15 protein-coding genes are annotated in these 24194 nt (G+C 59.1%); 12 read left to right on the top strand and 3 right to left on the bottom strand.

Going from position 1 to position 24194, the window contains the following annotated elements:
- The first annotated feature begins 1 nt into the window (after nucleotide 1).
- Both IT444_04315 and IT444_04320 read left to right on the top strand, forming a co-directional pair.
- Nucleotides 2-3349: a hypothetical protein gene (locus IT444_04315; protein ID MCC7191989.1), complete on the top strand. Its 3348-nt coding sequence runs from the start codon at nucleotides 2-4 to the stop codon at nucleotides 3347-3349.
- A 144-nt stretch (nucleotides 3350-3493) separates the two neighbouring features.
- Nucleotides 3494-3910, top strand: coding sequence for an HIT family protein (locus IT444_04320; GenBank protein MCC7191990.1), 417 nt, complete (start codon nucleotides 3494-3496; stop codon nucleotides 3908-3910).
- Between the two features lie 53 nt (nucleotides 3911-3963).
- On the opposite strand, the gene IT444_04325 is transcribed toward IT444_04320, so the two are convergent.
- Together IT444_04325 and alaS are read right to left on the bottom strand one after the other, a co-directional pair.
- Complete coding sequence (locus tag IT444_04325) at nucleotides 3964-5229, bottom strand: LL-diaminopimelate aminotransferase (GenBank protein MCC7191991.1); 1266 nt, start codon at nucleotides 5227-5229, stop codon at nucleotides 3964-3966.
- 160 nt (nucleotides 5230-5389) lie between these two features.
- Nucleotides 5390-8281: an alanine--tRNA ligase gene (alaS, locus tag IT444_04330; GenBank protein MCC7191992.1), complete on the bottom strand. Its 2892-nt coding sequence runs from the start codon at nucleotides 8279-8281 to the stop codon at nucleotides 5390-5392.
- A 170-nt stretch (nucleotides 8282-8451) separates the two neighbouring features.
- Here alaS and IT444_04335 point away from each other — a divergent pair, with 170 nt between their 5' ends.
- The 4 genes from IT444_04335 (at nucleotide 8452) to hflX (ending at nucleotide 12891) form a co-directional block, all read left to right on the top strand.
- Nucleotides 8452-9639 carry a glycoside hydrolase family 57 protein gene (locus tag IT444_04335; GenBank protein ID MCC7191993.1) on the top strand — a complete coding sequence of 396 codons (1188 nt, stop codon included), beginning with the start codon at nucleotides 8452-8454 and terminating at the stop codon, nucleotides 9637-9639.
- A 94-nt stretch (nucleotides 9640-9733) separates the two neighbouring features.
- A complete protein-coding gene (locus tag IT444_04340) occupies nucleotides 9734-10546 on the top strand; it encodes an HAD-IIA family hydrolase (protein MCC7191994.1) in 813 nt (270 codons plus the stop codon).
- 75 nt (nucleotides 10547-10621) lie between these two features.
- The gene (thiD, locus tag IT444_04345; protein MCC7191995.1) at nucleotides 10622-11473 is read left to right on the top strand and encodes a bifunctional hydroxymethylpyrimidine kinase/phosphomethylpyrimidine kinase; all 852 of its coding nucleotides are present in this window, start codon (nucleotides 10622-10624) and stop codon (nucleotides 11471-11473) included.
- A 116-nt stretch (nucleotides 11474-11589) separates the two neighbouring features.
- Nucleotides 11590-12891, top strand: coding sequence for a GTPase HflX (gene hflX / locus IT444_04350; GenBank protein MCC7191996.1), 1302 nt, complete (start codon nucleotides 11590-11592; stop codon nucleotides 12889-12891).
- 91 nt (nucleotides 12892-12982) lie between these two features.
- Here the strand turns inward: hflX and IT444_04355 are convergent, their stop codons facing one another.
- On the bottom strand, nucleotides 12983-13909 hold the full coding sequence (locus tag IT444_04355) for a MoxR family ATPase (GenBank protein ID MCC7191997.1): 927 nt from the start codon (nucleotides 13907-13909) through the stop codon (nucleotides 12983-12985).
- A gap of 176 nt (nucleotides 13910-14085) precedes the next feature.
- On the opposite strand from IT444_04355, the gene IT444_04360 reads away from it, so the two are divergent.
- The 6 genes from IT444_04360 to polA all read left to right on the top strand — a co-directional run bounded on the left by IT444_04360 (nucleotide 14086) and on the right by polA (nucleotide 24183).
- The gene (locus tag IT444_04360) at nucleotides 14086-14919 is read left to right on the top strand and encodes a TIGR00159 family protein (GenBank protein ID MCC7191998.1); all 834 of its coding nucleotides are present in this window, start codon (nucleotides 14086-14088) and stop codon (nucleotides 14917-14919) included.
- A gap of 5 nt (nucleotides 14920-14924) precedes the next feature.
- Nucleotides 14925-15938: a hypothetical protein gene (locus IT444_04365; protein ID MCC7191999.1), complete on the top strand. Its 1014-nt coding sequence runs from the start codon at nucleotides 14925-14927 to the stop codon at nucleotides 15936-15938.
- 101 nt (nucleotides 15939-16039) lie between these two features.
- On the top strand, nucleotides 16040-17299 hold the full coding sequence (locus IT444_04370) for a glutamate-5-semialdehyde dehydrogenase (GenBank protein MCC7192000.1): 1260 nt from the start codon (nucleotides 16040-16042) through the stop codon (nucleotides 17297-17299).
- A gap of 17 nt (nucleotides 17300-17316) precedes the next feature.
- On the top strand, nucleotides 17317-17961 hold the full coding sequence (locus IT444_04375) for an HAD-IA family hydrolase (protein MCC7192001.1): 645 nt from the start codon (nucleotides 17317-17319) through the stop codon (nucleotides 17959-17961).
- 103 nt (nucleotides 17962-18064) lie between these two features.
- Entirely contained in the window at nucleotides 18065-21226 is a 3162-nt protein-coding gene (locus IT444_04380; GenBank protein ID MCC7192002.1) for a hypothetical protein, read from the top strand.
- A 47-nt stretch (nucleotides 21227-21273) separates the two neighbouring features.
- Nucleotides 21274-24183, top strand: a complete 2910-nt coding sequence (polA, locus tag IT444_04385) for a DNA polymerase I (protein MCC7192003.1) — start codon at nucleotides 21274-21276, stop codon at nucleotides 24181-24183.
- Nucleotides 24184-24194: the final 11 nt, after the last annotated feature.

The raw sequence follows: 24194 nt of genomic DNA on the forward strand, positions 1-24194 counted from the left end.
CATGCCACTCAACCTCCACGGAGCTTTCGGGATGACGCATCTCCCCCGCTTCAGCAACGCCCAAACCCGCCGACTCGACGCGAGGCGGCGCGGTTCGCTCTTGATCCTGACGGTCGTGGTACTCGTGCTCATGGCGATCATGGGGGCTGCTTACATGCAGGTCGCCCGTACAGATCGTCTGGCCACCCGTCGGAGTGAGATCAGCAACCTCGATCTGGTCATCAACGGCATCATCGCTGAACTGAAAAAGCAACTGGCGGAAGATCTCTTCAAGCCCTCGCCCGACACCTCGGATGACGCCAATGACACGATGTACGACTACCCGTGGACCAACTCCGCGGGTAGCTGGTCCGTCGCGCCGTTCAGCGGCCCAAATCAGATCGCCAAGGGAAAACTGGGTGACGATACCTATCTGGCCGCGACCGTCCCGACCTGGAGCGCAGCAGGTGACGCTAACGCCAGTTGGTCGCATATTTCCAATATCGGAGGATTTTTTCTCGATCTTCCGACTCTGGGCAGCAGCGTCACCTATCGTGAAAATCTGCTCAACATGTCCGACACGGAGCACTCGGATACTGATCAGGCGATCACTACCTTCCTGAATCAACCCTATAGCGTTGACTACGAGCCTCGTGGTGCCGACGCCGACGGCGACGGAATCCGCGACAGCCGCTGGACGTGGGCCCCGGTTGGAGTCCGTCAACTGGGTGAGAACTCTTACGTCACCGCTGTCCGGCTGATCGATCTAAGCTCCCTTGTCAATCTCAACGCGCACACCGCGATAACCAGTGACGGCGCATCGCTGGGCACCATGACCGGAACTCCTGCTTCTGATACCAGCTCACGTGGTTACTATCCGACGGATACCGACCTTTCCCGCTTTTTCTACCACGCGATGAACAGCGGATCGTTCACTGAACTGGTCAATGTTCTCCAGCATCGCAACATCCCTACATCACTGCCCACATCACGAACCTCGCGTGATGACGCGTGGAACAATACCGTTCGCTATTTCGGTTTGACCAGCGATCGCTTTGTCATCGCTGATGAAATGGAGCTGCGGTTCCGCAATGGCTTGAATAACGGACTCTCAAAAGCGGACATCGAAAAAGCGGTCGCTGATGGTGTTCCCTACAACCGCCTGCCCAATCTGCTTCGCGCCGCGGCCATCACCGAAACCACCTACAGCACGGTGACGGGGGTCACGACATTTGAAGATTACTTCCTGGGAGGGGCATCCACCGCCAATGTTTACGACGCGGCCCGTACTTATCCCGCTGTCCGGCAAATGCTCACGACCTACAGCGGGGCATCCGCGTTGGCGCAGAATTTCGCCAACATCAATACCACCAACCGCGATCAGTACGACCTGGTGAATCCCGACCCGGCACTCACCGCTGCTGCCCGTATCGATGCTACACGGCTACGGATCGAAAATAGCCTGAAGGTCGGCACAGCGGCATACCTTGGGTTGGACCCCTCCGCAGATCTGGCCACCATTCAAGCCATCGCGGCTGACTTCGCTGTCGCCATCGAAGACTACTCCGATACCAACCACGAGGTGTCGTCCTACACTGACACCGCAGCTACACCCGTGACGCACTACGGCATGGAGGCGCTTCCCTTTCTGCGCGAGGCCTATATCCAGTTTGGCTACCTGGATACTGACGATCGCGATGCGACCAATCTTCCTTCAACAGACCTCGGCTATGCAGGGCCTGATGGCACCTTTGATACATGGAAACGTCAGGATAACTCCCGCGCGATGGCGGTCGAGATCGCCAATCCGTTTGACAAGGAGATCGACTTTTCCGCGACACGAGTCCGCATCGTGGTGTTCGAGCAGGAAGGCCAGGCTGGCGAGTCCATTCACGGAACGTATGAACTGACCTCTGGAACGCTCGCAGCGCGCACAGGCACTTCAGCTTCAGCCAACACCATCATCGTTTCGCCGCCACAGACGCCTGTGGATGAGGATAACACCGGCGGCACGATCGGCACGGACCTCGTTACTGATCTGGGGCTGCCAGGCTCGCCGGTGGTCACTGCCGCCAATACGCTGTCTTTCCCGGTTCCATTCGGGAATAACATCACCGTTGCGCTGCAAACGCTAGTCGGTAGTAGCTGGGTGACGTATGACCGCCTCCGACTCTCGGATATGGTCGGGACGGCTGACCCCGCGATTGTGCATACAGCCGACACCACGCAGCGCAATATGCATGTGCAGGCGTCTTTCGGTCGTGATGGACGAAAACTGCACTACCTGTCGAACGACGGCATTAACTTCGTTGCGACGCCGCGCTCTGCGCCGGTGGATTGGGGCATGGGTTCGCCGCCGACATCGCCGGCGTATCGCACCCGCGCAACGCTTGCGAACAACATCGGCCCAAGCCCCGCCGACGCTCTGGGGCTTGATACCAAAGGCACCATCACCAACGCCGATGCAACGCTCGACGAATTTCAGATTCCGCTGGCGGATCGCCCATTCCTGAGCATCGCTGAGTTAGGCTGGATTCAGATGTTCGGGTTCACCAATGAACGCGATGCTGGTAACAAGCCGGTCGGCGATTTCGCGGAACGGATGAAAAATCTGAACGCCAATCGGCGTACGCTCGATTTCTCGACTACCGCACAGGTCGCCAGCGGCGTCGATATTCCTCACGCCGCCATCCTGCTCAGCCAGTTCACCACGATCAGCCCGCTCCACGACGGCGTCGATAACACCAACACCGACCGCGACAACAACGGAGCAACCAACGCGGATGCGGCAACTGAAAAATTCGTCCCCGGCATGATCAACATCAACACGATGCCCCGTCATCTGTTGACGTTTACCGCACCGCTGCCTGAGCCGGTCGCCACCATACAGCCGCTGATCGATCAGATCATCGCTTACCGCGACAATCCCTCCGGCCGGGCGACACAAACCAGCCTCGCAACCAATCGAGCCGCTCCCGGAATATCCACCCTCAGCGAGTTGTTGTATCTCCGCAGCACCACACCCGGTACCAACACGGATATGCAGGAGTACGGCAGCGATACCGCGGACAACAGCACCAGTGCGGTCGATCTCTATCCAAAACCTGAGGATGTAACCGCCGGCAATGCTTCGCGCGTGGCATCGACCGATACCGCGGAAGAACGGCTCGCCCGCTTCCAGTTCCTCGCTCAGGGTTATACGACCCGCAGTGACATCTATGCGGCCTACGTGCTCGTCCGTGGTTACTCCACCGCGAACTTCGCATCGGGCATCGCAGAGGAAGCGCAGTTCTGTGTGATCTTCGATCGCTCAGCGATTAACACGCGCACTGACACGCCGAAGATTCTTGGCTTCTATCGCCTGCGGTGATCGGCAGAGTGAAGCCTGTCGTCGGTACAAGCTCACGCAACCACGGATGGATCGCGGTGAGGTGGTTCGTTCACCGCTGGCACACGAACTGATACCTGATCCCTCCCGTTGCATCCGGGACGGCATTCGCTGACACTTGCTCATATGAACGACCCGAACTGCCTCTTTTGCAAGATCGTCGCGGGACAAATTCCCTGTCACCGTGTTTATGAAGATGCGAACGTGCTGGCGTTTCTGGATATCGGGCCGCTGGCACGCGGGCATACGCTCGTGATACCCAAAGCGCATTTTGTCACGCTCGACCAGATGACACCGCAGGACGTGTCTGTCTGCACCGCAGTGCTGCCGAAGCTCAGCCGGGCGGTCTGCCGCGCCACCGGAGCGACTGCCTGGAACATCCTGCAAAACAACGGATCCGCGGCACAGCAATCTATCGGCCACGTCCACTTCCACATCATCCCCCGAGCCGGCGGCGACACCATCGGCTATCGCTGGAACGCCGGCAAGCTCGATGCTGCGGATGCTCAATCACTGATCGAAAAAATCACCGGCTCGTTGTGATGACACACCGTTGCCGGTCGATCATGCGACGCTTGGCTCGTAAGTCGTAATGGTTACAACTTCAGGCGGGTGTGGAACCGTTCCATCGCCTCTTCGACATTTGCCCTGCTGTTGAACGCACTGATGCGGAAGTAGCCCTCACCTGACGCACCAAAACCGCTGCCGGGCGTGCCGACGACGTTGGCTTCGTTCAGGAGTTTGTCGAAAAACTCCCAGCTTTTCATGCGGGTCGTCGAGCCTCCGGTCGTCGGGGGCTGAAGCCAGATATACGGCGCATTGGTGCCGCCGAACACCTTCAGGCCGAGTTTCATCAGTGACTCACGGATGATCCGGGCATTGGCCATATAAAAATCGATCGTCGCCTTGACCTGTGCCTTGCCTTCGGCTGAGTAAGTTGCTTCCGCCCCGCGCTGCACGATGTAGGCGACTCCGTTGAACTTCGTCGTGTGTCTGCGGTTCCACAAGCGATGGAAATCCACGCGACCGCCGGCCACGGATCCGTCCCTGGTCTTACCCGTCACCGTCCGTGGCACCACCGTGTACGCACAGCGCGTGCCGGTGAAGCCGGCCGTCTTTGAATAACTGCGGAATTCAATCGCCACATCACGGCCGCCCGGAACCTCGTAAATCGAGTGCGGGATCGACGGATCGGTGATGTATGCGTAATAAGCCGCGTCATAGAGGATCAGCGCATCATTGGCCTTGGCGTATGCCACCCAGCGTGCCAAGGTATCGCGTGTGGCGACGGCACCGGTGGGATTGTTCGGATAGCAGAGGTAGATCACATCCACCTTCCGCTTTGGAAGCTCAGGGGTGAAGTTATTTTCAGCCGTCGTCGGCAGATAGACCAGACCGTCGTATTCGCCGCGGTCGTTGGCAGCTCCGGTATTTCCCGCCATCACGTTGGTATCGACGTACACCGGATAAACCGGATCGGTCATCGCAATCACGTTGTCATGGCCAAGAATGTCGAGGATGTTTCCCGTGTCGCATTTCGAGCCATCGGACACAAAAACCTCGTCGGGCTGGATGTCGCAGCCGCGCGCCTGGTAATCATTTTTTGCGATCGCTTCGCGCAGAAAGCCGTAACCCTGTTCGTCGCCATAACCCTGAAACGTCTCGCGTCGGGACATGTCGTCAACCGCCTTGTGCATCGCGGAGATGACCGCGGGAGCAAGCGGCTCGGTTACATCCCCAATGCCCAGACGGATTACCTTCGCGGACGGATGAGAAGCCTGAAAAGCCTTGACTCGCCGACCGATTTCGGGAAAGAGATAGCCAGCTTTGAGCTTGAGGTAGTTGTCGTTGATGTAGGCCATGAATCAATTACTCACACAAAGGGAAACAAGAGCGAAAAAGTTACCGGGAAATCGGAGCAAGCGAAAGCTCATCCAGGGATGCGGCGCCGGAGCCTCCCCTTGATGCGGGAGCAATAGAATCGGGTCCGCCGACTGCGAACATCGCTCCGCGAAAAAAGATTCACACCTTCGCGGCTGCGAACTTTCTGCCGACTTCCAGTGCTTCGTCCAGCTTGGCGGGGTCTTTGCCTCCTGCCTGCGCCATATCCGGTCGTCCGCCGCCGCCGCCGCCGGCGGCCTTGGCGACCTCGCGGACCCAGTCGCCTGCCTTCAGTCCCTTCTTAATCAACGCTTCCGGCACTGCGGCAATGAAGCTCACCTTTTCTCCGCCACCCGATACGCTGCCCAGCAGCAGCGCGGACTCCGGCTTCTTCTTGCGGATCACATCCATCGCGGTGCGGAGCATGTCGGCGTCCGCGCCATCCAGTGACTCAACGATCACGCCGCCGTTGGTGTTTTCCGCGATTTTCCGGGCGGCTTCCACCACATCGCCTGCCGCTTCTTTGCTGCGGGCCTTGTTCAGTTCCTTGAGTGTCTTCTGGAGATCAGCGATACCTTCGCGCAATCTGGCTTTGACCAAAGCGGGTAGTTGTGTATTCGCCAGTGCGCTGGAAAGCTCTGCGACGCCGCGGGTCAGCGCTTCGGCCTGTTCAACGCTCGCACCCAGGCCGCGCAGCGCGCCGAGCCGAGCGATCAGCATGTCGCCGCGAGCTTGCGCCTGATGGGCCATCTCACCGGTCAGCGCAGTGATGCGGCGCACCCCTTTGGCGACCGCTTCTTCCTGCACGAGCACAAACCCTTCTGCCTCACCCGTTTTGGCCAGATGGGTACCGCCGCAGAACTCGATGCTGTAACCGCCCCACTCAACATTTTCGGGGTTTGCCACGAGATCTTTGACCGGCACTCCAATCGACACCACGCGGACTCTTGGCGGATACTTTTCGCCGAACACCGCACGCAACCCGTGGATTTTCAGAGCCTGTTCCTGCGGAACCACATCGTGATAAACCGGCAGATCGCGGGCGATGTCTTCATTAACGGTTTTCTCGACAGCTTCGATTTCATCGAGAGTCAACGCTGCGTGGTGCGCGTAGTCAAAGCGCAGCTTCTGATCGTCAACCAGTGATCCTCTCTGATCTGCGGTCTTGCTCACATGAAGCCGGATCGCGCAATTCATGACATGCGTGGTGGTGTGATTGGACATAATCCGGGCGCGTCGATGCGGATCAACCTGCAATGTCAGCGTCTGGAGCCTTCGGTCGCCGACGGGGGTCGCCAGAAACGGCCCGCGTTCAACGATCCCCAGGTGAAAGAACACACCACCGACCTTGATGGTGTCCTGCACCATGAGCTGTCCGCCGCCGGCATTGATGATGATGCCTGTGTCGCCGACCTGACCGCCCATTTCCGCATAGAACGGCGTCCGGGCGACCACGACCGCAAGTTGCTCGCCAGCCGTTGCATGATCGATCCGTTTGTATTCCTCGCCCTCAAGACGGTAGGTAAGCACAAACGTCTCCACCCGTGCTTGAGTCCCTTTGACGGAGTCCGCATCAAGGCCGATGAACTCGGTGGCGGGGGGATTGTCCTGCTGGACGATGTTGACCAGCGACTCGCGAGCGATGTTGGCGGTGCCCCCGCCGGCACGGGCCTGCTCTTTGGCTTCATCCATCAATTTTTCAAAGCCGGCGATATCCACCGTCATGCCACGCTCTTCCGCCATCACGCGCGTCAAGTCAACGGGGAAGCCATACGTGTCGTGGAGTTTGAACGCATCATCCGCAGCGATGGTATTCGCCGTCCCGCCGCGCTTTGCTGCCTCGTCGAACAGTTCGATACCGCGATCGAGCGTCTTGCCAAAGCTGACTTCTTCATCCTTGATGAGATCCTTGACGCGGCCCGGATTTTTCCGCAGTTCCGGGAATGCTTCGCCCATCGCCTCGGCCACCGTATCGACCAGCCGATACATGAACGGATCACGCATTCCCAATTGCTGCCGTCCAAACCGCACTGCGCGACGCAGAATCCGACGAAGCACGTATCCTCGCCCTTCGTTACTGGGCACCGCACCGTCTGTTAAAGCAAACGTCAGACACCTCGCATGGTCGGCGATCACGCGAAACGCAATGTCGGTACGAAGCTGTGCATTGGCGGCCTCGGCGGCGGCGTCAATGCTGTTGGTCGCGGTGAATTGTCCGGTGTATCGGTGGCCGGAGACTTCACCGATCGCACGGAAGAACGGCTCCCAGAGATCAATCGCAAAGTTGTCCTCTTTACCCTGCAGCACCTGACATATCCGCTCGAAGCCCATGCCGGTGTCCACATGCTGTGCCGGCAGAGTGACTAGCGACCGATCGGGATTGCGGTTGTACTGGATAAAGACGTTGTTCCAGATTTCCATGACGCGCGGGTCGGAGCCGTTGACCTGCGGGCCGCCGGACTTGTCGGGTGTACGATCGTAGTAGATTTCGGTGCAAGGGCCACACGGGCCGGTGTCACCCATCTCCCAGAAGTTATCCTTGCCGAAATAGTGAATGTGATTATCGGGCAGCCGGGCGACTTGCTTCCAGATGTCAGCCGCCTCGGTGTCACGCGGCACACCGTTTTTTTCATCGCCCTCAAAACAGGTGACATGGATGCGGGATGGATCGAGCTTCCAGACCTGTGTAAGCAGTTCCCAGGACATCTCGATCGCGCCGAGCTTGAAGTAGTCACCGAACGACCAGTTACCCAGCATTTCAAAGAAGGTGTGGTGCCGCCGCGAGCGACCTACGTCATCGAGGTCATTGTGCTTGCCTCCCGCACGGATGCATTTCTGGGTGTTGGCGACACGCTTCCACGGCGCGGTCTGCGTGCCCAGGAAATAAGGCTTGAACTGGTTCATCCCCGCATTGGTAAATAGCAGCGTCGGGTCATCGTGAGGGACGACAGGCGACGAGGGTACGAATACGTGCGCATGCCTCTTGACGAAGAAGTCGAGGTACTGCTGGCGGATTTCGCGGCTGGTAATCATGGGCGTGCCTTTTTCGAGCCCCTCAGTATATCGTTCCCCATTCCGAATACCTTGTTTCGTCTCCCTCGGTCGCATAGGGTGTACAGGTTCCCGGCAGGGTTTGCATTGCGCGCAGCTCCGGGGAAGAATGCTCACGGATCTCCCGCAAGCCTAATCGACAGGGGTGCTCGATGGCGTCGGTCTGTTTTTATTTTCAGGTCCATCAGCCGTTCCGGCTCCGACGTTACAGCGTCTTTGATACCGACTACAGCTATTTTGATGACCGCCGCAATGCGCAGATTCTCAATAAGGTCGCCGGTAAGTGCTATCTGCCCACGACGCGGCTGATCCTCGATCTGGTCCGCAAACACGACGGCCGGTTTCGAGTCGCGTATTCCCTCACCGGCTGCGTTATCGATCAGTTCAAGCAGCATTGCCCGGAAATGATCGACCTGCTGACAGCCCTAGCGAAAACCGGTTGCTGTGAGTTCCTCGGCGAAACCTACTACCACAGCCTGTCGTTTATCTATTCGCGCGATGAGTTCCGTGCCCAGGTCAACCGGCACGCGACCCTGATGGAAAATCTTTTCGGTCAGCGGCCGACCGTTTTCCGCAACACCGAGCTGATCTACAGCAACGAGGTGGCGAGCTTCATCGCTTCCATGGGCGGGTATCGTGCCGTGATCGCAGAAGGTGCTGACCACATCCTCGGCTACCGATCACCCAACTACCTCTACTGGCCGCACGGCACCAGAAATCTCAAGCTCCTGCTCAAAAATTACCGTCTCAGCGACGACATCGCGTTTCGCTTTTCCAATCGCGGGTGGACCGAGTGGCCGCTCACCGCTGACAAGTTCACCAAGTGGATCAACCAGATCAACGGCGACGGATTCGTATGCAATCTCTTCATGGACTACGAAACCTTCGGCGAGCATCAGTGGTCGGACACGGGAATTTTCGATTTTCTGGCTGCATTACCCGGCGAAGTACTCAAGAGCGGAGCCAATGACTTCAAAACGCCCAGCCAGTGCGCCCAAGCGTATGAAGCCGTGGGCGAGTATGACGCGCCGCACATGATCAGTTGGGCGGATACGGAGCGCGATCTGTCCGCATGGCTGGGAAATGCGATGCAATCCAACGCCCTGCACGAACTCTACAAGCTCGAGCAACCTATCAAGGAAACTGAAGACGAGTCACTGCTCGAAGACTGGAGAAGGCTCACCACGAGCGACCATTTCTATTACATGTGCACCAAATACTTCGCGGATGGCGACGTACACAAGTATTTCAATCCCTACGAATCTCCCTACGACAGCTACATCAATTTCATGAATGTGCTGGATAACATGCGCTCGCGCCTGGAGAAGGTCGAGGCGTGATGCCAGGTGCGATGGCTGGATGTCCTGCCTGTTTGATGGATCATCCAGACCAACCGCTCTACACAGAGGCTCTCTCCGCCCTTACTATCCCGTCATGCGATTCTCGGATTTTGACGCAATTCTCTTCGACATGGACGGCACGCTCTACCGTGAACATCACGCGCTGCCGGGTGTGGCGGAGGTGCTCGCAAGGCTGCGCGGAGCCGGATGCCGGATGGCGTGCATCACCAACAACAGCGCCAACACCGCCCCGGAATTATCCGCACGATTGGCGAAAATGGGTGTGGAAGTCGCGCCGGAAATGATCTTCACCGCGTGTCACGCCATGGCGGACACGATCACCGAACGCTGGCGGACACCTCGTGTCTTCAACTTCGCCGGCAGTGCCCTGCCCCATGAGCTTGGCCAACGCGCCACGCTGGTAGAGCGGCTCGATGGACCCTGCGATGTCGTCGCGGTCGGTACGCATTTCCGTGAAAACGCTGTGGCCTTCGACTTTGAACAGTCGCTGATCGGCCTCAATCACCTGCGCAAGGGCGCACAACTGGTGGTTGGTTGCGCAGATCGGGTATTCCCCATTCAAGGCGGGGATGTGGAGTTTGGTTCGGGAAGCTGGGGCATGCTTTTCACCTATGCTGCGAATCTTCCTCCCTCGCGTGTGACTTATGCGGGCAAACCGGAGCCGGGTTTCTTTCTCTCGCTTTGTCGCCGCATGGGTTTTGATCCTAAACGCTGCCTGATCGTCGGCGACAATCTCGAATCAGACATCGCCGGCGGGCAATCCGTGGGCATGACCACCGCGTTGATCCTCACGGGTATCACCAGCGAGGAGGAAGCCAGAGCGCACCACGTGCGGCCGGATATGGTTGTGTCAGGTATGGATGATCTGTGGGCTAAGCTCCGCTGAGGCTGTCACCGGTGCATCGCCGCTTCAGAATCGCTACATTGCTGCGACTTTTCCTTACTTATGCAGGAGCGTCTCGTGGCTGAACGTACCACCCCAGGCATCCGCGCCGCATTGACCATTGCCGGCAGTGATTCGTCAGGCGGCGCCGGCATCCAGGCTGATCTGAAGGTCTTTTCCATCATGGATGTTTACGGGGCGACGGCGATTACCGCCATCACCGCGCAGAACACCACCGCCGTCAGAAAATCCCTCGTCCTGGATCCATCGCTCGTCGAGGAGCAGATCGACGCGGTAGGCGGCGACCTCAAGATTGACGCGACCAAAGTTGGCATGCTCGGCAATGCTGCGGTGGCGGAAACGGTCGCCAAAGCCGTCAACCGGCTCAACCTCTTCCCACTGGTCGTCGATCCGGTGATGATCGCCAAAAGCGGCAGCAAACTCATCGACGATGCAGCCATCGCCGTGATAACCAAAAAACTTCTACCTCTGGCCGCGGTTACGACGCCGAATCGCCACGAAGCGGCACGACTGCTCGGATCATCCGACTCGATCAGCGATGTGTACGGTGCGACAACTGCTGCGAAGGAAATCTGCCGCCGATTCGGCGCGCGGGCCTGCATCGTCAAGGGCATCCGTAAACCGGACGATCAGGAAGGTCAGGCGGTGGATGTATTCGTCTTCCGTGATGCTCAGGGGCAGGAACGAGTCAAGGAAGTTTCCAGCCCATGGCGCATCACCGACAACACGCACGGCTCAGGGTGTACGTTCAGTGCTGCGATCACCGCTGCCCTGGCACTGGGTCAACCGCTCGAAGAAGCTGTGCAGACCGGCAAGAGCGTCATCAGCGAGGCTCTGCGGCAGAACACCGGCGTGGGGCTGGGTAACGGCCCGGTCAATCACCTCGCGTGGGCCAAGGTCAAGAAATAGCCTCAACCCGCATTACCTTCGCGCAGCGGAGCAGCTCGTGCTGGACGCGGTAAACCCGCGGTAAGCGACGGTGCTGAATAGGCGGCTGTGTGCAGCATGCGTAAGATCACGTCCGCATGGAAGAATCCGAACGATCCAGTTCCACCGTTGTACAAGAGCGCGCGATCCTCATCGCTTGCCTGTTACCCGGTCATCACGCGGACCCGCATGACCCGCTGGGTGAATTGCGCAGCCTCGCGGATACCGCAGGCGCGATCGTCGTCGATGAACTGATGCAGAACAAGCAGAAACCCGAGGCCAAGACCTTCATCGGTAAAGGTAAAGTCGTCGAAGTCGCTGAACTGGTCCGCGTCCACAAGGCGGATGTGGTTATTTTCGACAACGACCTGTCGCCCTCACAGATTGGCAATATCGAGGAAGTTACCAAGTGCAAAGTGATCGACCGAAGCGAACTGATCCTCGACATCTTCGCTGCTCGGGCGCGTACGCATGAGGCCAGACTCCAGGTGGAGCTGGCGCAACTGCAATACACTTACCCGCGTCTCCGCGCCATGTGGTCCCACCTTGAACGGATCGTCGGCGGCGCGCCGACGGGAATCGGTACCCGCGGCCCCGGCGAGCAGCAACTCGAAATCGACCGCCGAATCGTGCAGCGGAAAATCACCGCGCTCCGCCGCGAAATCGAACACGATCTGGGCCGCAAACGCCGCGAGGTTGCCGCTCGCAACAAAGATTTTTTTACGGTCGGACTGGTCGGTTACACCAATGCCGGCAAGAGCACGCTTTTCAACACGGCGACCGACGGCAATGCCTATGCCGATGACAAACTCTTCGCCACGCTCTCGACTCGAACCCGCAAATGGGAGCTGGGCGACGGCGATACCGTGATGCTCTCAGACACGGTTGGATTTGTCCGCGATCTGCCCCACCACCTCGTCGCCAGCTTTCGTGCGACTTTGGAAGAAGCGGTCCACAGCGACATGTTGCTGATCGTCCTCGATGTTTCCCACCCACGCGCCAGCCAGCATCTCAAAACCGTGATGGAAGTGCTCGACGAGATCGGCGCCAATACTCAGCAGCGGTTGCTCGTGCTCAACAAGATTGACCGGCTCGAAAGCAACGCAGAACTGCTGATTCTCCAGAAAGAGTTTCCCGACGCATTGCCGATCAGTGCCCGTTCCGGTCGCGGGATGGATGTTCTCGTCGAGCGGGTACGGGAAGCGATGCGCGGCGGGATGAAGACGCTGGACTTTTCCATCGACCTGACCGACGGCAAAGCAATCAGCTTCCTCGAATCCCGCGCCCAGGTGCTGGAGCGACGGTGGGAAGATTCAAAGGCGTACTTCAAGGTACGGATCGGCGGAAGGCAGCTCGACCAGCTCTGGGCGATGGGCACCAGCGCACGCCTGCAACCATAGGATCACCTTTTTACGAAGCCGAAGGCTACGTCTCCGGCTCCGAATATGAGGAGCCAGCAGCGTCGGCTCTGCTTTGATTTGATTCCCGTCCCTACGCCGGGCTGGGGATCGTTTCCAGCACCTGTTGCATGATCCGGCTGGCGGCGATGCCATCCGCATCGTGCGTGTAGGTCTTCGTGATGATGCGGTGGGCGCAGACCGGAATCACGTTCGAAATAATGTCATCGGGCACAACGTAGTCACGTTTGTGCAGCATCGCTGTCGCCCTTGCCGCCTGCACGAGGGCGAGTGAACCTCGCGGCGAGACGCCGATCTGAAGTTGATCGTTCGTCCGCGTTGCGTTGGCGATCTGGATCACGTAATTCGTCAATGCCGGGTCGATGGTGACCTTGTGAACCTGCTCCTGAAGCTCAACGAGATCCTGAGCTGTCATCACTGGTTTGAGATCGTTCAGCGCAGTCCGGGCGGGATCGATCTCCAGAATGCGTGCCTCGTCTTCCTGACTCGGATAACCCAGATGGATCCGCATCAGGAAGCGGTCAAGCTGGCTCTCAGGCAGAAAATAAGTGCCCTCAAACTCAAACGGATTCTGCGTCGCCACCACGATGAAAGGCTGAATGAGTTTCCGTGTGTGGCCGTCGATCGAGACCTGCGCCTCGTTCATCGCTTCGAGCAGAGCGGACTGTGTGCGAGGAGTGGTGCGATTGATTTCGTCAGCCAGGACGATGTTGGAAAAAATCGGGCCGGGCTTGAAGACAAACTCACTCTTATGCTGATCCCAAATGGTGACACCCAGAACATCGCCGGGGAGCATGTCAGGCGTCAGTTGAATACGGCTGAGGGTGCAATCGAGGCTGCGCGCCAGTGAGGAGGCGAGGATGGTCTTGCCCACGCCGGGGACGTCCTCGATGAGGACATGACCACGCGCGAGGAGACAGACGATGACCTTTTCAATGGCGGTCTGATTTCCCAGAAAAGCTCGCTGAATGTTTGCACGAAGGCGTTCGAGCCTCTGCATCAAGAAACTCCGCGGAATGTCCCCAGCGGGCGAAAGTATAACACCAAGCCGGGGTGTGATGAGGTCGGATTCACGCCGTTTAGTGATTGTGGGTATCGGATAATCGCACCGTAAATCGGTATCGCGTACGTTACAATGTTTGAATGTCATCACCGTCGTGGTGACGGGAAACGCCATTGTCCTACGAAATCATTAACGAGCTTGTCCATCGCATCAGGGGGTATCCGCTCCACGCCGTCATCGTTGAGCTGGTGGTGCTGTGGATCGCCGTTTACCTGTTCATGCGAATCCTGCGCGGCACACGAGGGGCCCGTGTGATCAAGGCCGTCGCCCTGATCCTCCTGGTGGCGACGCCGGTGGTCCGCATCCTGACGACGGACAACGAATACGAGCGGATCAACTACCTCTACAGCCGTTTCATCACCATCGCGATGATCACGATGGTCGTTGTATTCCAACCGGAGCTGCGTCGTGCCCTGGTGCGGCTGGGGGATGCTCCGATCTTCCGCGGAGCCGGCCTCAGACATGCGCGAGTCATCGATGCGGTGATCGACGCCGTGCTGGAGTTAAGCAAAGCGAAAACCGGCGCAATCATCGCTTTGGAGCGTGACATCGCGCTCGACGGCGTCGTGGTCGCAGGTATCCCGATCGATGCGATCGTCAGTGCCGAACTCCTGACGACCATTTTCAAACCCGGCAGCGCACTGCATGACATGGCCGTGGTCATCCGAGAGGACCGCGTGGTGTCGGCAGGCGTGCAGCTCCCGCTGGCGGAGGGTGAGGCATTCACGGCCGGGCTGGGATCGCGACACCGTGCCGCGATCGGACTGACACAGGAAACCGATGCCGTGGTCGTCATCGTCAGCGAGGAGACCGGCACGATCAGCGTCGCCCGCCGGGGTAATCTGCTGCGTCAGCTCTCCGCCGACGATTTACGCAACCTACTGACCCGAGGCGAAGCGCCGAAGAAGAAGCGTCGCGCCGCCAACAGCAAGAGCCTCGCCGCCTAATGGTCATGACTCCCCGCAAAATCTGGCAGAGCTTCCGCACGGTGGTGGTCGTTACCATCGTGGCGGGACTGGTCTGGCTCTACGCGGAGAGTGAAAATGTTCGCTCGCATGCGCTGGATGTAGAGGTGCAGTTCGTCGCGCCGACGGATCGACCGCTGGAGATCAAGCCTTCAGACCCCGTTCGAGTACGGGTCATCATGCGTTCCGCTGCGGGAAAGTTCGCGGAAGTCGAGCGGCAGATCCGCAATGGCCCCGTCCGGGTGATCGTGCGCGACAAGGCCGACGGCAAATCACAGCAACTCATCTCGCTCCGCGAGCAGCTTGCTTCGGCGGCTCCGCTGTCCGCCCTCGGCGTTAACATCACCGAAGTTCAGCCGAGCATGCTCGAAGTGAGCGTCGAGCCGCTTCAGAAGATTTCCCTCGATGTGGTCGTCGCAACCAACGGCGTGCAGCTCGCCGGGCCGGCTGTCGTCGATCAAAAACAGATCACCGTCGATGTGCCCGCTTCCATGGTGAAATCGCTCAACGGCGCCCAGGCCGTCGCACGTCTTGATGAGAAAACGCTGTCACAGCTTGAGGTCAACGTGCCTCATCAGGTCGATGCTGCGATCGAGCTTCCCGAACCTCTCCGAGACACCAATTACACACCCAGCGCTTCGCGTGTGAAGGTCACGCTGACCGTCCGCAAGCAGACTGATACGTTCGTCGTTCCCTACGCGGTGCCTGTGCTCGTTCAGGGACCGCCTACGGAGCTTGCGACCTACTCGGTCGTGTTCAGCGAAGAGACTCGTTTCCTCCGCGATGTTGCACTCACCGGCCCCAGCGATGTGATTGATCGCATCCGTAAAGGCGACATCAAAGTAGTCGCGTACGTGCCCTTGACGGTGGATGAACTGGAACGCGCCGCAGGCAAGGACGCGGTGACTTCAGTGCCGATCATCAGCCTGCCCGCCGGTGTCACGCCGGTCGAAAGCCCCGCACCGGTGAGCTACAAGATTCTCAAGCGTGAGAAAAGTTAAGACGCGGCAAAATAGCGGGATTTTCTGTCCCCCGTCGTCACTTGTCCGCTGCTGAGGACCGCCCTTCGTCACGATCAGACGCGCTTTCCTACAATACGCCGATGGATGTGCGTACCTACTGTCAAAATCTCGCTGACCGCGCGCAGGCCGCCAGCCGCGTGCTGATGTCAACACCCGGCTCGGTGCGTACCGCCGCCCTGCGCCGCGTGGCAACACGTCTGGTGGAACAAGCAGCCTCGATCAAGGAAGCCAACGCCCGCGATCTGGCCGCCGGGGAACAGGCTGGACTTTCCAAGCCGATGCTCGATCGGCTGAAGCTCGACGACAAGCGGATCTCCGCAATGGCCGACGCCGTGATGCAGATTGCCGACCAGGTGGACCCGATCGGGCAGGTCATCGAGGGGGCGGTTCGTCCCAACGGCCTGCGTATCCAGAAAATTCGTGTACCGATCGGCGTGGTGCTTTTCATTTATGAAAGCCGCCCGAATGTCACCTCCGATGCCGCCGCTCTGTGCATCAAGAGCGGTAATGCGTTAATCCTCCGTGGCGGTAAAGAAGCCGCGCACTCCAACGCTGTCATCGTGAAAGTGATCCAGGATGCGATGGAGCAGTCGGGGATCGTCAAAGACGCTGTGCAGTTTGTGGAAACGACCGACCGCGCCGCCGTCGGTGAACTCCTCAAGCTCGAAGGCAAAATCGACGTCTGCATTCCTCGCGGCGGTGAGTCGCTGATTCGTGCTGTCGTCGAACAGTCGCTGATCCCCGTAATCAAACACTACACCGGCAACTGCCACATCTATGTGGACGCCACCGCCGATGCGGATTCAACCGTCGATATCTGTGTCAACGCCAAGGTGCAGAAGCCCTCGGCCTGCAATGCCGTGGAGACGATTCTCTTTCATCAGCAGGCGGTTCAGCGCGGCCTGCTCCGGCGCGTCTGTGATGCCCTGGTCAATAAAGGCGTGGAGATACGAGGCGATGAAGCGACTCACGCCGTCTTCTCCGCAGCAAAGAACGCTTCCGAGCAGGACTGGTACACGGAATATCTCGATCTGATCGTCGCGGTGAAAGTCGTGGACAGCCTCGATCAGGCGATCGACCACATCAATGTTTACGGCTCGCACCACACGGATGCCATCCTCACCGGCGATCTCAAGGCTGCGGACCAGTTCGTCCAGCGTGTCGATGCGGCTGGCGTATTCGTCAACTGCTCGACACGATTCGCGGATGGCGGCGAATACGGCCTGGGCGCGGAGATCGGCATCAGCACCGACAAACTCCACGCCCGCGGTCCGATGGGTGCCGCCGACATCACAACCTACAAATGGGTCGCCTACGGCACAGGACAGGTGCGGCCCTGAGCCGACCGTATTCATCCATGACGCATCCATCCATCGGGCTAGTCGTCTTTGATCTGGGGCGTGTGATGATCCGCCTCTGTGGCGGATGGAAGAACGCCTGCGAAAAAGCGAATGTCCCCTGCCGTCTCAATCTCGACTCGCCCGAAGATCCAGCACGCAAGGAACTGCTCCGACTCATCTTCCTCAACGAAACCGGCCGCATCGATCACGATGAATGGTCACGCAGCACCGCGGCAATCATGGGTATCAAACCCTCGCAGGTGACGGCTATTTCGCTGGCGTGGCTCGAAGGGCCATACCCCGGTTGGCATGAATTGCTCGACCGTCTTCAATCCGCCCGCATCCAGACAGCCTGCCTTTCCAATACCAACAGCGTCCACTGGAAACTGATGCACGACGAGGGGCCAAACCAGCTTCCGCTCCTTCGCCTCGACTATCGCTTTGCCAGCCACCTGATCCAAGCTCATAAGCCTGATCCAGCCATTTACCATCACGTCGAACAACAGACCGGCATCAACCCGGAAGCGATGCTGTTTTTCGACGACGTAGCGGAAAACTGTCAGGCGGCACGGGATCGTGGCTGGGCGGCTGAAGTGATCGAGCACCCCGGCAATCCGGTGGAGCAAATCACCCGGCATCTCAACGCATACGGCGTGCTTTAGACTGCCGGCCTCTCCCCCGAAGTGTTGAAGGAAATATTCCTGACAATTCGTATCATCTTCACTTCGCCGAGACCTCTGCCCCCAGCTAGAAGAAGGATGACCGATGACCGCTTCTCCCGCCACCGGAACCTCCGGAACACTCCCCGCCTCCGGTGAAGCACGGGTATTTCGTGTCGAAGTCAGGCCGCGTGACGGCGAGCCTGATGCCGTCGCTCATAGTGTGCTGACCGAAGCGCGCAAAGCCGGCGCGAAAGTGTCACAGGTGACGACAGCGCGTGTTTATCTGATTCAGGCCCGCCTTGAGGAGGAGATGGTGGGTCGGATCGCGCGGGAATTGCTCACTGATCCGATCACCCAGACGGTTTCGCTCGGCGCAACCGCTCTGCGTGAAGGAGATGCGGTCGTTGAAGTCCACTACCAGCCGGGGGTGATGGATCCCGTCGCGCAATCCACACGCGATGCGATCGTGGAGATGCTGCCTGAGCTTTCCGCTGATGAAGTCGAAGTCCGCACCGGATTTCGATACGACTTTGTCGGCGGCGTGTCGGACCGCGCCGTTCTGCACGCTCTGGCGGAGCGATCACTAGCCAACACGGTGATCCAGGACATCCACGATACGCCATACTTGCCCGATCATTTCCAGAGCGGCTCCGCGTATTCCCTCCGCATCACTCACGTGCCGCTGCTCAATCTCGATGACGACGGCCTGATGAAGCTCTCCCGCGAGGGGCACCTCTTTCTTAGTCTCGACGAGATGCGGGCTATCCGCGACTACTTCCGCTCGCTCCCCGGCGGCGGGCGCGATCCGAGCGATATCGAGCTGGAAACCATCGCCCAGACCTGGAGCGAACATTGCGTCCATAAGACGCTTAAATCCACGGTGCGCTATCGCGAGACTACTTCGCCAAGAGCGGCTTCGGGTCACTCGCCGTCGATCGCTGATTTCCTGGCCCATCCCGGTCATGAGCGCAACGCTGACGGCTCCATCACGATCCACAACCTGCTCAAGAGCACCGTCGCAGCCGCCACGCATGAACTGATGGCAAAGACGGACCTGGGTGATTGGTGCGTCAGTGTGTTCAAGGACAACGCAGGCATCGTGAAGTTTGATAATGCTGACGGCGTCTGCATCAAGGTTGAAACCCACAATCACCCCAGCGCAATCGAACCCTATGGCGGTGCGGCGACCGGTATCGGCGGCTGTATCCGCGATGTGATGGGCACCGGACTGGCTGCCAGACCTATCGCCAATACCGACGTGTTCTGCGTTGCGTTTCCCGACCGTAATGACGACAGCGCAACTCCGCACGCAGCCGGCGGAACTAAGCCCGCATCCGATCCGCTTCCCAAAGGCGTCATTCATCCGCGGCGCGTGCTTCAGCAGGTCGTCGCAGGTGTGCGTGACTACGGCAACCGAATGGGGATCCCGACAGTCAACGGCGCGGTTGCATTCCACGAGGACTACCTCGCCAATCCGCTGGTTTTCGCAGGCTGCATCGGGTTGATCCCGCTCGATAAGTGTTTCGGGAAAGTTCAGCCGGGTGATCGGATCATCGCTCTGGGCGGGCGAACCGGTCGCGATGGCATACACGGAGCGACATTCTCCAGTGCAGAATTGACGGACACTCATGCGGATGAGTTCGCTCATGCTGTGCAGATCGGCAATGCCATCACGCAGAAGAAAACACTCGATGTCATCCTCCAGGCGAGGGATATTTCTGCGGACCAAGGCGGCCCCCTCTTCCACGCCATTACCGACTGCGGGGCAGGCGGTTTTTCCAGCGCGATCGGTGAAATGGGCAAGGACACCGGCGCACACGTCACGCTCGAAACCGCTCCGTTGAAATATCGCGGTCTGAGTTACACGGAAATCTGGATCAGCGAGGCGCAGGAGCGCATGGTGCTCGCGGTGCCTGCCGACCGTGTCGCGCAGCTTCGCCGTCTCTGTGAAGCTGAAGATGTCGAAATGTGCGATCTGGGGCAGTTCGGATGGAACCAGGAAGGCACCAGCGATCCGGTGCTGGTCCTGACTTATCACGGCACCGAAGTCGGTCGTCTTTCCACCCACTTCCTGCACGAAGGAATCCCAACACCAACCCGTGAAGCGGAATGGAGCTTCTCTGCCGCAAGCCGCTCCGCTCCGGCGAGGCTATCGAATGCTGAACACTCCAGCTCGCTGAAGGAAACGCTATTCGCGTTACTTTCCCATCCAAACATCGCCAGCAAACATTGGATCATTCGGCAATACGACCACGAAGTGCAGGGCGGATCCGTGGTCAAGCCGCTGGTCGGCCCACGACAGGACGGCCCCGGCGACGCGGCGGTGCTGCGGCCAAAACTCGACTCGTCACGCGGCATCGCCATCGGAAACGGATTACAAACCGGGCTGGGAGAAAAAACACCGGGCGGGGATTCCTATTGGATGACGCTCGCTGCGATTGACGAAGCAGTGCGCAATGTCGTCTGCGTCGGGGCGAACCCGGCACGGATCGCCATTCTGGATAATTTCTGCTGGCCGCGCTGTGACGATCCGAAGCAACTCGGCTCCCTCGTCCGGGCGGCGGAAGCGTGCTATGCAGGCGCATTGGCCTATCGCACGCCGTTTGTCTCCGGCAAGGACAGCCTGAGCAACCAGTTCACGACGGAAGACGGCAAGCTCATCACGATTCCGCCGACGCTACTGATTACCGCGCTGGGCATCGTGCCCGACACGACTCTCGCGCGAACGATGGACGCCAAGGCAGCGGACAGCACGCTGCTGCTCGTGGGTGAAACGACCGGATCGATGGGCGGCTCGCATTACATCGACGTGGCAGGTGATGCGGGGCGCGACTGCTCGATACCCCGCACGGACCTGACACGTGGCCCCGGCACCGCGTCGGCGGTTGCGGAGTTGATCGCTCGCGGCCTGGTGCGATCCGCCCATGACTGCTCAGACGGCGGGCTGCTCGTGGCTGCCGCCGAGATGGCATTCGCCGGAGGAATCGGACTGGACCTCGATCTCGACCAGGTTCCGACCACCCGTGAGCTTGACCATCTCACCCATGCCTTCGCGGAGACGCCGAGTCGTTACCTGCTGGAGGTCGCCCCCGCCGATCTTGATTCGGTAATCCGCTCGCTCAAAGCGACGGGAATCCCTTACGGGCAGGTGGGTCGATTCGCCGGCCATCACCGCCTGACGGTTCGTTGTGCCAAGCATGGCCGCCTGCTCGATGAGCCGTTGGATGATCTCCGCACGATCTGGCGCAAACCACTCGACTGGTGAAACACCACGACGGCGGCATCACTCGAAGCAATCTACAATTCAAGCTCATGCAAGACGGCCCCGATACCAGCGAGACGCTCTATCTCATTGACGGCCACGCGCAGATTTTTCGCGCCTATTTCGCCATCCGCGGCGGACTCAACAGCCCCGTCACCGGCGAACCCACCCAGGCGGTGTACGGCATGACGGGGATGTTTCTCAAGCTCCTCGCGACATTCAAGCCGCAGTACGTCGTCATGGCCATCGACACACCCGGCAAAACATTCCGCGATGAGATGTTTAACGATTACAAGGCCAATCGCGCGCCGACGCCTCCCGACCTCGAAGCGCAGATTCCGCGCATCCTTGAAATCACCCGGCTGTTTGGAATTCCCGTCATCGGCCAGACCGGCGCAGAAGCGGATGACATCATCGCGACAATCACGCGACGACTGCTGAACGATCCAAAATGTAAACACCTGAATATCCGCATCGTCTCGAAAGATAAAGATCTCCAGCAGCTTCTCAACGACCGCGTGCAGATGTTCGACATCCATACCGACACGACGATCGATGCTGCATGGCTCAAGGAAAACAAAGGCATCGCGCCTCAACAGGTGATCGACCTGCTGGCATTGACAGGCGATACGGTGGACAACGTACCGGGTGTGCCCGGCGTCGGTGCAAAAACAGCCGCAAAACTCATTCAGGACTACGGCTCGATCGAAGGCATCTATGCAAACCTCGACAAGCTCAAAGGCAAACTCCGGGAAAATCTCGAGGCCTCACGCCAAACGCTGGAAGTCAGCCGAACACTGGTAACGCTCAAGAGCGATCTCGAACTGGACTTTACGCTTGAGAAGGCCAGAGCCGGCTTGATCGAGATGGCCGGACTCCGTCGTGTGTTTGAGGAGTTGGGGTTCCGAAAGCACATCACCGATCTGGAGGCATTGGTCAACCGTGGTTCGGATTCCACCGCGAAAACCGCTGGTGATGCCGCCTCCGGCAAATCGACGCAGGCGCCCGCCAGGAAAGATGACGCGGATTTCTCGCCGTCTCTTTTTGAAGCAGTCGCGCCAGCTGTGACATCGGACGGGCAGGCTGAACCGTCGAATCACATCAGGACGCCGGGCCTGACCACAGCGGACGACTTTGCCTATCGCGCGATTGTGACGACCGGCGAGCTTGATGAGCTGGTCCACTCGCTCCGAACCGCACCGATCATCAGCGTGGACACGGAAACGATCGGTCTGGGCGGTGCAATGGCGATGTGCGGCATGAGCTTTTCGTGGAAGGCTGGTACGGGGGTTTACATTCCGCTTCGCTCGCCCGATCCGTCACAACATCTGGACCAGCGCGCGGTGCTGGAAAAACTCCGGCCGATTCTCGAAGATCCCACGCGCCCCAAGTGCGGGCACAACCTCAAATATGACGCGCTGGTATTCCGTCACGCCGGCGTGCGATTACGCGGCATCGTGTTCGATTCGATGATCGCCAGTCACCTTGCCGGCTCACCTACGCATGGGCTTGACTCGCTGGCACTGAGCTGTCTGAAGCACGAGATGATTCCCATTACTCGTCTCATCGGTCTGGCGGAGACACGAAAAAAGGGAGCGGGCCAGCGGACGATGGACCAGGTACCGCTGGAGTTGATCGTGCCTTACGCCTCGGAGGATGCGGACATCGCCCTGCGTCTCCACGAGCACTTCATACCGCGGTTGCGGCTCATGGGGATGGAACGGTTGGCGGCAGAAATCGAGATGCCGTTGGTTGAGGTGCTGTCGGAGATGGAGTTTCACGGCATCAAGGTGGACCCGGCCGTACTCATCCAGCAGCAGCAGGTACTCAACACCCGCATCGTTCAATTACGACGGGATATCCTCGACAAGGCACAATTCGACTTCAACCCTGATTCACCCAAGCAGCTCGCGGAGGTGCTCTTTACTCATCTGGGCCTGCCGGTGCAGAAAAAAACCAAGACCGGCCCCTCCACGGATATCGAAGTGCTCGAAACGCTCGCGGAACTTGACGGCATCGACCCGGCGAAACAGGCGGTGCCTCGACTGATCGTCGAGTATCGGCAACTCACCAAGCTCGTGGGGACCTATCTTGAAAATCTGCGTGAGAGCATCCGCGCGAGCACAGGCCGGGTCCACGCGCAATTTCATCAAGCGGCGACAGCGACCGGGCGGCTGTCGTCCAACGGTCCGAACCTTCAGAACATCCCCATCCGTACCGAGGTAGGACGACAGATTCGTAAAGCATTCATCGCTGAGCCGGGAAATGTCCTCATCAGCGCGGATTATTCACAGATCGAGCTGCGCGTGCTGGCGCATCTGTCACAGGATCCTCGCTTGACCGAGGCATTCGCCAAAGATCTCGATGTGCATACCGACGTAGCGGCGCAGGTGTTCGGCGTGCCTTTCGATCAGGTGACACGCGAGCAGAGAAATCAGGCGAAGATCATCAACTTCGGCATCGTTTACGGCGTCAGTGCGTACGGTCTGGTGCGAAGGATCGAGGGACTCGACCTCGAATCGGCGAAAAAACTCATCGCTGACTACCGCACGCGATTCAAGGGAATCGACACCTTCCTCCAGGCGTGTGTGCAGGAGGCGATGGACAAAGGTTACGTGGAGACGATGGGCGGGCGGCGGCGAATGATCCCCGAACTCCGCTCGGAAAACGGCGCACAGCGCAGCCTCGGTCAGCGACTGGCGATCAACAGCGTGGTGCAGGGCAGCGCAGCGGAATTGATCAAGCGCGCAATGGTGAATCTCCAGCGACGGATCGACGCCGACGGACTGACGATGATGATGCTGCTCCAGATCCACGACGAGCTTGTTTTTGAGTCCCCTGCCGATGATGCGGAGAAAAATGCAGCAATCATCAAAGCGGAGATGGAGTCAGCCATGACGCTGCGGATACCGCTGAAGGTAGAAGTCGGCGTGGGGAAGGATTGGCTGGAAACCAAGTAACCTCGCGGCGT

The sequence above is a fragment of the Phycisphaeraceae bacterium genome, assembly GCA_020851465.1.
In the GTDB taxonomy this organism is placed as follows: domain Bacteria; phylum Planctomycetota; class Phycisphaerae; order Phycisphaerales; family Phycisphaeraceae; genus JADZCR01.

Coding starts and splice junctions, on each gene's coding strand:
- IT444_04375 (MCC7192001.1), top strand. CDS start 17,317: ATGACGCATCCATCCATCGGGCTAGTCGTCTTTGATCTGGGGCGTGTG.
- IT444_04315 (MCC7191989.1), top strand. CDS start 2: ATGCCACTCAACCTCCACGGAGCTTTCGGGATGACGCATCTCCCCCGC.
- polA (MCC7192003.1), top strand. CDS start 21,274: ATGCAAGACGGCCCCGATACCAGCGAGACGCTCTATCTCATTGACGGC.
- hflX (MCC7191996.1), top strand. CDS start 11,590: ATGGAAGAATCCGAACGATCCAGTTCCACCGTTGTACAAGAGCGCGCG.
- IT444_04325 (MCC7191991.1), bottom strand. CDS start 5,229: ATGGCCTACATCAACGACAACTACCTCAAGCTCAAAGCTGGCTATCTC.
- alaS (MCC7191992.1), bottom strand. CDS start 8,281: ATGATTACCAGCCGCGAAATCCGCCAGCAGTACCTCGACTTCTTCGTC.
- IT444_04365 (MCC7191999.1), top strand. CDS start 14,925: ATGACTCCCCGCAAAATCTGGCAGAGCTTCCGCACGGTGGTGGTCGTT.
- IT444_04380 (MCC7192002.1), top strand. CDS start 18,065: ATGACCGCTTCTCCCGCCACCGGAACCTCCGGAACACTCCCCGCCTCC.
- IT444_04355 (MCC7191997.1), bottom strand. CDS start 13,909: ATGCAGAGGCTCGAACGCCTTCGTGCAAACATTCAGCGAGCTTTTCTG.
- IT444_04370 (MCC7192000.1), top strand. CDS start 16,040: ATGGATGTGCGTACCTACTGTCAAAATCTCGCTGACCGCGCGCAGGCC.
- IT444_04340 (MCC7191994.1), top strand. CDS start 9,734: ATGCGATTCTCGGATTTTGACGCAATTCTCTTCGACATGGACGGCACG.
- IT444_04335 (MCC7191993.1), top strand. CDS start 8,452: ATGGCGTCGGTCTGTTTTTATTTTCAGGTCCATCAGCCGTTCCGGCTC.
- IT444_04320 (MCC7191990.1), top strand. CDS start 3,494: ATGAACGACCCGAACTGCCTCTTTTGCAAGATCGTCGCGGGACAAATT.